Source organism: Pseudomonas mendocina, assembly GCF_003008615.1.
Taxonomy (GTDB): Bacteria; Pseudomonadota; Gammaproteobacteria; order Pseudomonadales; family Pseudomonadaceae; genus Aquipseudomonas; species Aquipseudomonas mendocina_C.
Genome location: NZ_CP027657.1, coordinates 3,686,430 through 3,698,336 on the forward strand (window position 1 = coordinate 3,686,430; position 11,907 = coordinate 3,698,336).

Here is an 11,907-nt window from a genome sequence, read left to right on the forward strand (position 1 = left end):
CATGACACGAATGGAGGAAAGAAGATGATCAAGATCATGGTGGCAACCGACCTATCCGAGCGCTCAGCCCATGCACTGCAGCGCGCCGTGCAATTGATCCGTCGCCAGGGTGGCGGGGAATGGACGCTGGTCCATGTGATCGACGACGACGCGCCGGCTGAGCACGTGGCAAGCCAGGTGCAGCAGGCCGAAACCCTGCTGCAGGCCCAGGCCGAGCGCCTGGCCGAGCAGGCTGGCAGCAAGCCACGGATGATCGTCGCCAGCGGTGATGTCGCCGAGGTACTGGTCGAGAGCGCGCAAGGTTGCAGCGCCGAGCTGCTGGTGGTGGGCGCGCATCGCAAATCGTCGCTGCGGGACTTCTTCGTCGGCACCACGCTCGAGCGTGTGGTGCGCGCCAGTCATCTGCCGGTACTGCGCGTCAACGGCCCGGTCACTCGTGAGTACAAGCACGCGTTGCTGGCGCTGGATCTGTCACGTACCTCGCTGCAGGCTGCCAGCCGTGCCCGCGACCTGGGCCTGCTCGATCCGCAGAACTTCGATGCGGCCAGTGCGCTCGAGCCGGTATCGCCCGGGGTGATGCTGGAAGCGAGCCTGAGCGCTCAGGTGCTGGAAACCCAGCGTGAGGATCTGCACAAACAGATCATCGAACGCCTGGGCCAGGATGGTTTGACCCTTGCGCCAGAGCGGTTGCAGATTCATCTCGGTTCGCCAGAGTCGGTCATCGACGAAGCGCTGAAGCGTTCCTCTGCCGATCTGCTGGTACTTGGCACTCATGCCCGCGAAGGGGTGTCGCGTCTGGTGCTGGGCAGCGTTGCCAGCCGCTTGCTGGCCACCCAGGACGTCGATGCACTGATCGTCCCGCCGGCCCGTTGATGACGGTTTGACACGTCGTTGACTTCCCCTCTCCCGCTTGCGGGAGAGGGGGCCGACCGAGCATGCCCGAAGCAAACCTACGCGGCTTCAGTTACGTAGGGTGCGCCGTGCGCACCAATGACAGTGGCGCCGGCATTTCGCGGCGCACGGTCTGGGCGGCCCTACGCCCCCCGACAAAGGCCATCCGTGCCAAACACTACGTCTTATCTGATCGGTATTAAGCCGCGGCCTGTTCCTGGGACGATTCCAGCTGCAATGCCGCAGCAATCGAGGCCTGGCTATGACGAGCCAGTTCGTTGCGGCTGCGGGTATCGCTGGGGATTGGCTGCAGCAGACGGATTTCCACCTCGCAGGCCGAACTGGAGAGCAGGCGCAGCAGGTGCGAAAGCATGTCGTCATCGCCGGTGAAGGGCACCACCGAGCAAGGTTGGCCGTCACGCAGGTAACGAATGGCCACCGGCTGGATGGCCACGCCGCTGTCGATGGCACTGCTCAGCAGGCGACCATGGAAGGTGCGCAGGGCCAGGCCGTCGGTGGTGGTGCCCTCGGGGAAGATCAACAGATGACGCCCGCGCTGCAGGTGCTGGGTGAGCTGCTGGCCGATCTGTCCGCTGTCGCCTGCGCCGCGGCGGATGAACAGGGTGCCGCCCTTGTGCGCCAGCCAACCGGCCAGCGGCCAGGCGCGCACTTCCGCCTTGGACAGAAAGGAGATTGGCTGCAGGGCGCCAAGCAGCGGAATGTCCGTCCACGACACATGATTGGCGACCCACAACATTGGCTGGGCCGGCAGCTCGCCCTCGATGCGCACGCGAAATGGCAGGGCGCCGCGCAGGCGTGCGAGGAACCAGCGCGTCAGGCGTTGGCGCAGGGACATCAGGTCATGTCGCACCGCGCGTTCGCAGAGGCTGACGACTGCGGCCAGCAGCGTGCCGAAGGCGATCACCAGGCTCAGATGCAGCAGACGCAGGGAAAGACGCAGTCGGGTCATCGTGAACTCCAGATGAAAAAGCCGGCCTCTGTTTACAGGGCCGGGGTAGGTGATGCAAGTAGCGTCCGCCTGTCTGCGTCAGACAGCAGCCTTGAAGTGCCGGGCGTAACGCGGGCACAACTCGTCGCGCTTGAGCAGGATGAACACGTCGGCCACCTGGAAGTCGCGATCCCAGCAGGGCTCGCCGCAGATCTTCGCCCCCAGGCGCATGTAGGCCTTGAGCAGCGGCGGCATCTCGGCGATGACGTTGCCCGGCAGATCCAGCTGCGGCAGCGGATGTTTCGGCTCGGCGCGCAGGTGCTCGGTGCACAGGTAACGCTCACGCAGGCGCTGCATGATGGCTTGTGCCTGGATGCCGCCGTCCTGCATGGAGATGCTGGCGCAGCCCATCAGGTAGCGGTAGCCGCCTTCGTTGAGCACTTCGGCCAGCTCGCCCCAGAGCACGGCGATGGTGCCTCCGTTGCGGTAGGCATGGGCCACGCAGGTACGGCCGATTTCCAGCACCGGGCCTTCCAGCTTGGCCAGGCCATGCAGGGCGAATTCCTCTTCGCTGTAGTAGCGACCGAGACCGGCGGCGGCCTGGTGGTCGAGCAGACGGGTGGTGGCCACCAGTTCGCCGCTTTTCAGGTCACGCACACCGATATGGCGGCAGTGGATGTCGTAGTCATCCATGTCCAGACCCAGTTCGGCGCCGTTGAGCTTGGCGTCGAATTCCGCGCTGAACACGCGGTAGCGCAAGGCCTGAGCTTCACGCAGGGCGGCGGGGCCTTGCAGGCGTTCGGCCTGTAGGCGGCGAGCGGTTTGAGTCATGCCAGATCCTCCGTGTGCCGGCTGGGTGCTTGCAGCCGGTCGATCTTGTTGGGCAAGCTCAGGCTAGGTAGCTGCGGTGTCACCACCGTGAAGCTTTTTTGATGCTTATGTGACGGCGGCCCGACTGCGGCTGCGAGGAGCTCTGCGATGCCCTGGTCGAGCCTGTTTCAGCCCATCGAGCGCCTGACTGCCGAGGCGGGGCTGGAGGACTGGTACGCGCGCCTGCTGGCGCGCCTGGGCGGTACGCCACAGCCCTTCGAGCTGGCGCTGGTGGGTGGTTTGCAGGCGGCCACGCCGGGGCTGGCCTTTCTCGCCGGTTACCAGGCTGCGCTACGCGTGCTGTGGCCGGCGGCACCGTGGACGGCTGGTGCCTTGTGCGTGACGGAGAACCGCAGCACCCGTCCGGCGGACATGAGTACGCGCATCTATGGCCTGTACATCAGCGGTCGCAAGGACTTCGTCACCGCCGCCGAATGTGCCGACTGGTTGCTGGTGGCGGCGCGCGAGGAGGGCACCGAGGAGTCGCCACGGCTAGCCCTTGGCGTGGTGCGCCAGGGCGCGCCGGGCGTGCGCATCGAGCCGCTGCCGGCTTTGCCGCTGATGCCGGATATCGGCCATGCCCGTTTGCATCTGGATCAGGCGCAGGGCGAGCGCCTGGCCGGCGATGGCTGGGACGACTACGTCAAACCCTTTCGCACGCTGGAAGACGCGCACGTTCTCGCGGCCGTGGCGGCCTGGTTGTTCGGTGTAGGCCGCGAAAGCGCCTGGCCCGAATCCCTGCTATTGCGTTTGCAGGCACTGCTGGCCGGTTGTGCCGAGGTGGTGCGGCAGGCGCCCAATGCGCCGACCACGCACCTGCTGCTGGCCGGGCTGTTCGCCCAGCAGCAGGCATTGGCCGACGAGCTGGAGGCGGCCTTCGCTGCCGGCCCTGTGCACTGGGCCGATCTGTGGCAACGCGACAAGGGTTTGCTGCGCATTGCCGAGGCGGCGCGCAGCAAGCGCCTGGACAAAGCGCGGCAGATTGTCGCCGGCTCTTGATCCATATCAGTACCGTGCCGAGGGTGTGCGCATAAGGTTGCCTCGCGTTTCTTCTACGAGGTTTCCATGCGCCGCGAGCCCATCGTGCTGTTCGATAACGGCCACCACCAATGCCTGATGTTCGATGACCTGGTCAGCGGCGAGGGCGTGCAGTCCAACCAGTTCCTGATCACCGACCATGAGCAGTACCTGCTGCTCGATCCGGGCGGTGACCTGACCTATACGCCGCTCTCGCTGGAGCTGTCCAAGCACATCCCAGTGCAGGATCTGACCTACATCTTCGCCTCGCACCAGGATCCGGACATCATCGCTTCGCTGGACAAGTGGCTGCTGCACACGCGCGCGCGGGTGATCTGCTCCAAGCTGTGGGCGCGTTTCCTGCCGCACCTCACCGCCAACTACCTGGTGCTGAGCCGTGGCATCAACACCTATGACCGCATCATCGCGCTACCGGATCGCGGCCAGAGCATTCCATTGGGCCGTTGTACGCTCAAGGCGGTGCCGGCGCACTTCCTGCACTCGGTGGGCAACTTCCAGGTGTATGACCCGATCAGCAAGATTCTCTTTTCCGGCGACATGGGCGCGTCGATGGTGGACGACGCCTCGCCGGTGCGCGACTTCGTCAATCACGTGCCGAACATGGAGGCCTTCCATCGCCGCTACATGGCCGGCAACAAGGCCTGTCGCCTGTGGGCGGCGATGGTGCGTGAAATGGACGTGGCGATGATCGTGCCGCAGCACGGTCGGCCGTTCGTGGGCGCGGAGATGATCAGCGCCTTCCTCTACTGGATCGAGAACCTCGAATGCGGCCTCGACCTGATGGGGCCGGAGGATTACCAACTGCCCAAATGAAGGCTGGCGATGGCGTTTTCGTCGCTTCAAGCGGTCATCATGGGCGTGCTAGGGTGCGCCTCGATTCCTGATCGAGGCCGCCCATGCCCACTTCTTTCCTTCGCCGACTGAGCCTGGTGCTCGGTTTCAGCCTGTTCGCCACTGCCGCCCAAGCGGAAAACTGGCCACAACCCGACTGGCAGACCCAGCCCCGCGCCGAGAGCGCCGCACTGACCGACCTCGAGCGCTACGCCTTTCCCGCGCGCGATGAAGCCGAGCGCAAGGGCATTCGCACCGACGCCTTGCTGGTGATACGCGACGGGCAGATCGTCTACGAGCGTTATGCCGAGCCGACCACGGCGCAGACCGCGCACCTCTCCTGGTCGATGGCCAAGAGCCTGCTCGCCACCACCCTCGGCGTGGCCTATGGCGAAGGACGCTTCAAGCTCGATGCTCCGGCGGCGCAGTACTACCCGGCGATGGCCGAGCACCCGCAGATCAAGATCGGTCACCTGCTCAACTGGGCCTCGGGGCTGGCCTGGGAAGAGGACTACGAGTACGCGCCGCTGAAGTCCTCGGTGGTGGCCATGCTCTACACCCGTGGCAGGGGCGACATGGCCGCGTTCACCGCCGCTCATGCGGCCGATGCTACACCGGGTACGCGCTTTCGTTATTCCAGTGGCGACAGCAACGTGCTGGCCGCCGCACTGCGCGGGATGGTTGGCGAGCAGGCCTATGCCGATTATCCCTGGACGGCGCTGTTCGAACCGTTGGGCATTACCAGTGCGGTGTGGGAGCGTGATGCCAGCGGCACTTTCGTGGCTTCGTCCTACGCCTATATGACTGCCCGTGACCTGGCCCGTGTCGGCCTGCTGATGCAGCGCGGTGGCCGTTGGGGCGAGCGTCAGCTGCTGCCGGCGGCCTGGGTCGATTTCGTTGCCACGCCTTTTGCCGGTTACCAGGCGCAACTGGCCAAGGCGGGCGATGCGGTGCCTGGCGGGCACTGGTGGCTCAACGCCGAGCTGCCGGGCAGCAAGCGCCCGTGGCCGGATGCTCCGGCCGACACCATCGCGGCGCTCGGACATTGGGGGCAGGGTTTGTACGTGATGCCGAAAGAGGATCTGCTGGTCGTGCGTTATGCCGATGATCGCGATGGCAGCTTCCAGCACAACGAACTGCTCAAGCGCGTGCGTGCGGCCTTTGCCGCGGAGGTGCAGCCATGATTCGCCGCCATCCGATTCTCAGTGTGCTGGCGCTGTTGCTGATTGTGCTGCTGGCCTGGGCCTGGCCGAACCGTGCGCACCTGGCCGCATTCCCCGACATCATCGGCGCCTACACGGCCAAGGAGTACTGCTCCTGCCGTTATGTCAGCGGCAATCCGGCGGCCTATTGCGAAGGCTATGTCGCGCAGTACGTACCGATCAGCAGCCTGCTCGACGACGAGAGTGCAAAGCGCGTGACTGCCAGCGGCCTCGGCCGTACCCACAGCGCCGCCTGGCTGGGTGAGCGGCAGGGTTGCCAACTGCTGCCGAACGAATGAAGCGTAGCCCGGATACCGTGCAAGCCATCACCGGATTGCATCCGGGTCATGGGGCTGCGTAGGGCGGGTGAAACCCGCCAGATCTCGGTGGCGGGTTGCACCCGCCCTACGGTTCACTGATTCGCGGCTGAAGCCGCCTGGCCTGGCCATTCTTGCACCGGACTTTGCAAGGCAGGCCATGGCGACTATCGTTGCGGCCTGGTCATGCCGTTATTCGAGCTCTCATGCGCCGTTCGCTATTCGCCCTGCTGCTTGCCGTTGCCTTGCCCGTTCACGCCGACTGGTACCTGGACAACGAGTCCTCGCGGCTGTCGTTCATCTCCACCCATTCCGGCAGTCAGTCGGAAGTACACCGTTTCCTCACCCTGCATGGGCAGATCGGCGGCGATGGCCGCGTTCGCCTACGCATCGATCTCGATTCGCTGAGTACCGGCATTGCCCTGCGCGCCATGCTGTTCGACACCGCGCGCCTGCCCGAGGCGCGCATCAGCGCCCAGGTCAACCTGCCCTTGCTCACCGATCTGGCGCCTGGCGCGCAGCTGGAACTGCGTCTGCCGCTGCAATTGACACTCAACGAACGTACGCGCGAGCTGGAGTCGGAGCTGCTGGTGACCCGCCTCGACGACCGCCGTTTTCAGGTGGTGACCCTGGCGCCGCTGGTGCCGCATGCCGAGGACTATGGTCTGGCCAGCGGCATCGAGGCATTGCGCAAGATTGCGGATCTGCCTGCCATCAGCCTGTCGGGGCCGGTTGGCGCCGTGCTGATCTTCACGGCGCGCTGATCACCTGATGCGCGGCACCATCTTTCCCTGGCGCGGGGGTAACCGCTTCGAGTTGTTGCTCGATGGGCAGGTGTTCTTCCCGCGCATGCTCGCCGCCATCGAGGCCGCCGAGCGTCAGGTCGAGATCGAGTTGTATCTGGTCGAGGACGGACACTGCAGCGAACGACTGATCGAGGTTCTGTGCCAGGCTGCCGCTCGTGGTGTGGTCGTGCGTGGGCTGTTCGACGCCTATGGCGCCGCCGGCCTCGGTGCGCCCCTGCGTGAGCGCTTGCAGGCTGCTGGCGTGCAACTGCGCTGGTACAACCCGGTGCGCTGGCGCCGTGGCATTCGCAACTTCCACCGCGACCACCGCAAGTTGCTGGTGGTGGACAGTCGCCTGGCTTATGTCGGCGGTACGGGTTCCACCGACGAGTTCTGGTTGCCGGATGCTCCGATCAGTCCTTGGCATGAAGCCATGGTGGAGATCGAGGGGCCTTTGGTGGGTGACTGGCAGCAGTTGTTCGAGCATCAGTGGCGCGCGCGTTTTTCCTGGCGCCCTAGCCATCAACCGGCCCCTTTGACGCTACCCGAATGTCCACCCGTGGGCACTGGCCTGGGGCGTGTGGCTTATGCCGACGCCGCGCAGCATCGCGACATCCTGCTGTCGCTGCTGCGTGCACTGCGGGGGGCCAAGCAGCGGGTCTGGCTGGCTACGCCGTATTTCCTGCCGACCTGGAAGATCCGCCGCGCACTGCGCCGTGCGGCAGCACGCGGCGTCGAAGTTCGCCTGCTGCTGGCCGGACGCAACACCGATCACCCGCCGGTGCGGTTTGCCGGGCAGCGCTACTACCCCAGATTGCTCAAGGCCGGTGTGCGCATCTTCGAATACCAGCCGCGCTTTCTGCACCTGAAAATGGTGCTGGTGGACGACTGGGTCAGCGTCGGTTCGTGCAACTTCGATCACTGGAACCTGCGCTTCAACCTCGACGCCAATGTCGAGGCACTCGATCCGGACTTCACCCGCGCAGTGGCGGCCAGCTTCGTCGAGGACTTCGACCTCAGCCGCGAGATCACCCTCAAGGATTGGCGCCAGCGTCCCTGGTGGCGCCGCGCGCAACAGCGCCTGTGGGGCTGGCTGGATCGCCTGGCGGTGAATCTGCTCGATCGGTGGCGCTGAGCCGCGTCACCGAGTACTGAGGTTGCGGCCGAACAGGCTGAAGAAAAGCAGGTGCAGAGGCAGTGGCACCAGTAGCCATAGGTACGGGTAAGCGTCGCTCAGCCACAACTGGTACAGCGCAAGTGGGTGGGTCAGCACCAACCCCCACCAGGTGAGCGTAGCCAGGCGGCTGCGCCCGGTATTGGCGTGCTCGCGACGATAGTTGAGCAAGCCGAACGAGCCGGGCAAAAGGGCGAAGACCATACCCGTGCCCAGGCCCACTGTGGCGAAGAGTTTCAGCAGTATTTCCATGACCTTTGTCGCTCCTGTGTTGGGCAGCTGCGCAGCATGCCTGCAGGGCGACGCCTAGGAAAGTTCCCCATCCCCCTGATGATCCGTCATTCAGCAAGCCGAGGTCGGCCTGTGCGCGCCCGCGCCAGGGCGGCGTTCATCCTTTCGGGCGACAGATGAAATCCCTCCTTGGTGCGCTTATCCGGGCTGTGGTCGCTGCGTAGGGTTCCCTGCAGTTGTACCCCTACATCAGGAGACCCGCATGACAAGAACAACAGGGCCCGGACTATTCCAGCCGCACACCTTGGCTTTGGCCGTCGCCGTCGGTTTCGCCGCTCCGGCGCAGGCCGTCAATTTCAATATCGGTGAGATCGAAGGGCAGTTCGACAGCTCGCTGTCGGTCGGCGCCAGCTGGTCGATGCGCAGTCCGGATCGCGATCTGATCGGCCCCAACAACGGTGGCCAGGGCCAGGCGCAGACCGGTGACGATGGTCGCCTGAACTTCAAGAAGGGCGAGACCTTCTCGAAGATCTTCAAGGGCATCCACGATCTCGAACTGCGTTATCGCGACACCGGCGTCTTCGTTCGCGGCAAGTACTGGTACGACTTCGAGCTGAAGGACGAGAGCCGCCTGTTCAAGGACATCGACGACCACAACCGCAAGGAGGGCGCCAAGGCCTCCGGGGCGGAAATCCTCGATGCCTTCCTCTATCACAACTACGCCATCGGCGATCTGCCCGGTACCGTGCGGGTCGGCAAGCAGGTGGTGAGCTGGGGTGAGAGCACTTTCATTGGCAACAGCATCAACTCGATCAACCCCATCGACGTGGCCGCCTTCCGTCGCCCCGGCGCGGAGATCAAGGAAGGGCTGATTCCGGTGAACATGCTCTACCTGTCGCAGAGCCTCAGCGACCGCCTGAGCATGGAGGCTTTCTACCAATTGGAGTGGGATCAGACCATCCTCGACAACTGCGGCACCTTCTTCTCCACTGCCGATGTGGCCGCCGATGGCTGCGACAATGGCTATCACATCGGTTCGCCGGCCATCGCGCCGTTGCAGCCAGTCGCCGCCGCGTTTGGCCAGGGTTTCCAGGTCGACAGCGAAGGGGTGATCCTGCCGCGCGCCGGTGATCGTGATGCGCGTGACAGCGGCCAGTGGGGCCTGGCCCTGCGCTGGCTGGGGGACGAGACCGAGTACGGCCTGTACTTCATGAACTATCACAGCCGCACGCCCATCGTCAGCACGCAGAATGCCGGCCTGGCGACCCTGGCTGCGTTGCCGGGGATCATCGGCACCGCCGAGGGCATCGCCCCAGGTAGCGGCGCGGGGTTGGCACAGAGCGTGATGCTCGGTAATGGGCGCTACTACCTCGAATACCCCGAGGACATCCGTCTGTACGGCCTGAGCTTCTCCACCACCTTGCCCACCGGCACCGCCTGGGCGGGGGAACTCAGCTACCGGCCGAACCTGCCGCTGCAGATCAACACCACCGACATGACCCTGAGCCTGCTCAACCCCATCGCCCCCGGCACTGCGCCGGTCTCGGCAGGGCCGGGCCAGGACAACGTCGGTTATCGGCGCAAGGAAGTCACTCAGGTGCAGACCACCTTCACCCATTTCTTCGATCAGGTGATGGGCGCAGGGCGCTTCACTTTGGTGGGCGAGATCGGCATGGCCCATGTCGGTGGGCTGGAGAGCCGTGAAGACCTGCGTTATGGCCGCGATTCGCTGTTCGGCGCCTATGGCTTCCGCGGCGATACCAATGGCTTCGTCACCAGCACTTCCTGGGGTTACCGCGTGCGCGGCATCTGGGAGTACAGCAACGTGTTCGCCGGGGTGAACCTCAAGCCGAACATCTCCTGGTCGCACGACGTCGACGGCTACGGCCCCAACGGCCTGTTCAACGAGGGGGCCAAGGCCGTGAGCTTCGGTATCGACGCCGACTACCGCAATACCTACACCGCCAGCCTGTCGTACACCGACTTCTTCGGCGGCGATTACAACGTCGCGGTCGACCGCGACTTCCTGGCGCTCAGCTTCGGCGTGAGCTTCTAGGCCATCAGGATCAGTTGAGGAATGCAGATGAATACAACCCTGAAGATGCTCGGCGCACTGTCCCTGAGCCTGTTGGCCAGCGGTGTGCTGGCCGCAGTCAGCGAGCAGGAGGCGGCCAAGCTCGGCACCAGCCTGACCCCGTTGGGCGGCGAGATGGCTGGCAACGCGGCCGGTACCATCCCCGCCTGGACGGGCGGTATGGCCAGCGATGCCGGGCAGGTCGATGCGCGCGGTTTTCTCAGTGACCCCTTTGCTGGCGAACAACCGCTGTTCACCATCACCGCGCAGAACCTGGAGCAGTACCGCGAGCAGTTGTCGGCGGGGCAACTGGCGATGTTCGCCCGCTACCCGGAAACCTACCGCATGCCGGTGTACCCGACGCACCGCAGCACGGCGGTGCCGGATGCGATCAATGCCGCAGCCAAGACCAGCGCGTTGAAAACCGGGCTGCGCGATGGCGGCAACGGCCTGACCGGTTTCACCGACAGCCGCTATTACGCCTTCCCGATTCCGCAGAACGGCCTGGAGGTGGTGTGGAACCACATCACCCGTTATCGCGGTGGCAACCTCAAGCGCAGCATCGTGCAGGCTTCGCCGCAGGCCAACGGCGCCTACACCCTGGTGCACTTCGAGGATGAAGTGGCGTTCCCGGAGAACATCCCCGACGTCGATCCAGGCAAGGCGGAAAACGCGCTGCTGTTCTTCAAGCAGCGGGTCACCGCTCCCGCGCGTCTGGCCGGTAACGTGCTGCTGGTGCACGACTCGCTCGATCAGGTCGCCGAGCCGCGCATGGCCTGGCTGTACAACGCCGGCCAGCGTCGTGTGCGGCGGGCGCCACAGGTGGCTTACGACGGCCCCGGTACCGCGTCGGACGGCCTGCGTACCTCGGACAACTTCGACATGTTCAACGGTGCGCCGGATCGCTACGACTGGAAGCTGGTGGGCAAGCGCGAACTGTTCATCCCCTACAACAACTATCGTCTGGCGCTGCCGAGCGTGAAATACGCCGACATCCTCAAGGCCGGGCATATCAATCAGGATCTGACTCGCTATGAGTTGCACCGCGTGTGGGAAGTGGAGGCGACGCTGAAGTCCGGCGAGCGCAACATCTACGCCAAGCGCCGCTTCTATGTCGACGAGGACTCCTGGCAGATCGCCCTGTCCGAGCACTACGACGGTCGTGGTCAGCTCTGGCGTGTCGGCGAGGCGATGTTGCTGCAGCACTATGCGCAGAAGATTCCGGTCTACGCTCTGGAAGCGCTGTACGACGTCATCGCTGGTCGCTACGTCGCGGTCGGCATGGCCAACGAGGAGAAGATGTCGATTCAGTACGGCACCCAGGCCTCGGCCAAGGACTTCACTCCGGCAGCCCTGCGTAACGCCGGCGTGCGCTGAACCCGGCACGTTCGAACGAAGCCGGTGCCGCCCTGTGCTGCACCGGCTTTTTGCTGCGTGCCGGTCTCGCGTGAATCTCGCGCCATAAGCGACAAGGGGTGGTCGTGAGAGGTGAGCGGGGTACCATCACCGGGTGGTTCAACAATGACAAGCAGAGAGAACCGCTGC

At 64.8% G+C, this 11,907-nt stretch carries 12 protein-coding genes; 9 read left to right on the plus strand and 3 right to left on the minus strand.

The window, feature by feature from the left end; genetic code table 11:
* Window positions 1–24 precede the first annotated feature (24 nt).
* Window positions 25–873, plus strand: coding sequence for a universal stress protein (locus C7A17_RS17285; protein WP_106739174.1), 849 nt, complete (start codon window positions 25–27; stop codon window positions 871–873).
* A gap of 217 nt (window positions 874–1,090) precedes the next feature.
* Here the strand turns inward: C7A17_RS17285 and C7A17_RS17290 are convergent, their stop codons facing one another.
* Both C7A17_RS17290 and olsB read right to left on the minus strand, forming a co-directional pair.
* Window positions 1,091–1,861, minus strand: a complete 771-nt coding sequence (locus C7A17_RS17290; RefSeq protein ID WP_106739175.1) for a lysophospholipid acyltransferase family protein — start codon at window positions 1,859–1,861, stop codon at window positions 1,091–1,093.
* A gap of 78 nt (window positions 1,862–1,939) precedes the next feature.
* Window positions 1,940–2,671 (minus strand): L-ornithine N(alpha)-acyltransferase, encoded by a 732-nt coding sequence (olsB, locus tag C7A17_RS17295; RefSeq protein WP_106739176.1) that lies wholly within the window; start codon window positions 2,669–2,671, stop codon window positions 1,940–1,942.
* Between the two features lie 147 nt (window positions 2,672–2,818).
* On the opposite strand from olsB, the gene C7A17_RS17300 reads away from it, so the two are divergent.
* The 6 genes from C7A17_RS17300 (at window position 2,819) to C7A17_RS17325 (ending at window position 8,018) form a co-directional block, all read left to right on the plus strand.
* Complete coding sequence (locus C7A17_RS17300) at window positions 2,819–3,709, plus strand: acyl-CoA dehydrogenase family protein (RefSeq protein ID WP_106739177.1); 891 nt, start codon at window positions 2,819–2,821, stop codon at window positions 3,707–3,709.
* A 66-nt stretch (window positions 3,710–3,775) separates the two neighbouring features.
* Complete coding sequence (locus C7A17_RS17305; RefSeq protein WP_106739178.1) at window positions 3,776–4,561, plus strand: oxygen-binding di-iron domain-containing protein; 786 nt, start codon at window positions 3,776–3,778, stop codon at window positions 4,559–4,561.
* Window positions 4,562–4,644: 83 nt separating this feature from the next.
* On the plus strand, window positions 4,645–5,763 hold the full coding sequence (locus tag C7A17_RS17310; RefSeq protein ID WP_106739179.1) for a serine hydrolase domain-containing protein: 1,119 nt from the start codon (window positions 4,645–4,647) through the stop codon (window positions 5,761–5,763).
* Window positions 5,760–6,080 (plus strand): amidase, encoded by a 321-nt coding sequence (locus tag C7A17_RS17315; RefSeq protein ID WP_106739180.1) that lies wholly within the window; start codon window positions 5,760–5,762, stop codon window positions 6,078–6,080. The genes C7A17_RS17310 and C7A17_RS17315 overlap by 4 nt, the downstream gene beginning before the upstream one ends.
* A 224-nt stretch (window positions 6,081–6,304) precedes the next feature.
* A complete protein-coding gene (locus tag C7A17_RS17320; protein ID WP_106739181.1) occupies window positions 6,305–6,862 on the plus strand; it encodes a YceI family protein in 558 nt (185 codons plus the stop codon).
* A gap of 7 nt (window positions 6,863–6,869) precedes the next feature.
* Window positions 6,870–8,018, plus strand: a complete 1,149-nt coding sequence (locus C7A17_RS17325; protein WP_106739182.1) for a phospholipase D-like domain-containing protein — start codon at window positions 6,870–6,872, stop codon at window positions 8,016–8,018.
* Between the two features lie 6 nt (window positions 8,019–8,024).
* Here the strand turns inward: C7A17_RS17325 and C7A17_RS17330 are convergent, their stop codons facing one another.
* Window positions 8,025–8,309 (minus strand): hypothetical protein, encoded by a 285-nt coding sequence (locus C7A17_RS17330; RefSeq protein WP_106739183.1) that lies wholly within the window; start codon window positions 8,307–8,309, stop codon window positions 8,025–8,027.
* A gap of 241 nt (window positions 8,310–8,550) precedes the next feature.
* Here C7A17_RS17330 and C7A17_RS17335 point away from each other — a divergent pair, with 241 nt between their 5' ends.
* Window positions 8,551–10,344: a DUF1302 domain-containing protein gene (locus tag C7A17_RS17335; RefSeq protein WP_106739184.1), complete on the plus strand. Its 1,794-nt coding sequence runs from the start codon at window positions 8,551–8,553 to the stop codon at window positions 10,342–10,344.
* A 27-nt stretch (window positions 10,345–10,371) separates the two neighbouring features.
* Window positions 10,372–11,739 carry a DUF1329 domain-containing protein gene (locus tag C7A17_RS17340; protein WP_234035812.1) on the plus strand — a complete coding sequence of 456 codons (1,368 nt, stop codon included), beginning with the start codon at window positions 10,372–10,374 and terminating at the stop codon, window positions 11,737–11,739.
* Window positions 11,740–11,907: the final 168 nt, after the last annotated feature.

Excerpts from the sequence above, each read along its gene's own strand:
- C7A17_RS17285 (WP_106739174.1), top strand. The coding sequence starts at position 25 with ATGATCAAGATCATGGTGGCAACCGACCTATCCGAGCGCTCAGCCCAT.
- C7A17_RS17290 (WP_106739175.1), bottom strand. The coding sequence starts at position 1,861 with ATGACCCGACTGCGTCTTTCCCTGCGTCTGCTGCATCTGAGCCTGGTG.
- olsB (WP_106739176.1), bottom strand. The coding sequence starts at position 2,671 with ATGACTCAAACCGCTCGCCGCCTACAGGCCGAACGCCTGCAAGGCCCC.
- C7A17_RS17300 (WP_106739177.1), top strand. The coding sequence starts at position 2,819 with ATGCCCTGGTCGAGCCTGTTTCAGCCCATCGAGCGCCTGACTGCCGAG.
- C7A17_RS17305 (WP_106739178.1), top strand. The coding sequence starts at position 3,776 with ATGCGCCGCGAGCCCATCGTGCTGTTCGATAACGGCCACCACCAATGC.
- C7A17_RS17310 (WP_106739179.1), top strand. The coding sequence starts at position 4,645 with ATGCCCACTTCTTTCCTTCGCCGACTGAGCCTGGTGCTCGGTTTCAGC.
- C7A17_RS17315 (WP_106739180.1), top strand. The coding sequence starts at position 5,760 with ATGATTCGCCGCCATCCGATTCTCAGTGTGCTGGCGCTGTTGCTGATT.
- C7A17_RS17320 (WP_106739181.1), top strand. The coding sequence starts at position 6,305 with ATGCGCCGTTCGCTATTCGCCCTGCTGCTTGCCGTTGCCTTGCCCGTT.
- C7A17_RS17325 (WP_106739182.1), top strand. The coding sequence starts at position 6,870 with ATGCGCGGCACCATCTTTCCCTGGCGCGGGGGTAACCGCTTCGAGTTG.
- C7A17_RS17330 (WP_106739183.1), bottom strand. The coding sequence starts at position 8,309 with ATGGAAATACTGCTGAAACTCTTCGCCACAGTGGGCCTGGGCACGGGT.
- C7A17_RS17335 (WP_106739184.1), top strand. The coding sequence starts at position 8,551 with ATGACAAGAACAACAGGGCCCGGACTATTCCAGCCGCACACCTTGGCT.
- C7A17_RS17340 (WP_234035812.1), top strand. The coding sequence starts at position 10,372 with ATGAATACAACCCTGAAGATGCTCGGCGCACTGTCCCTGAGCCTGTTG.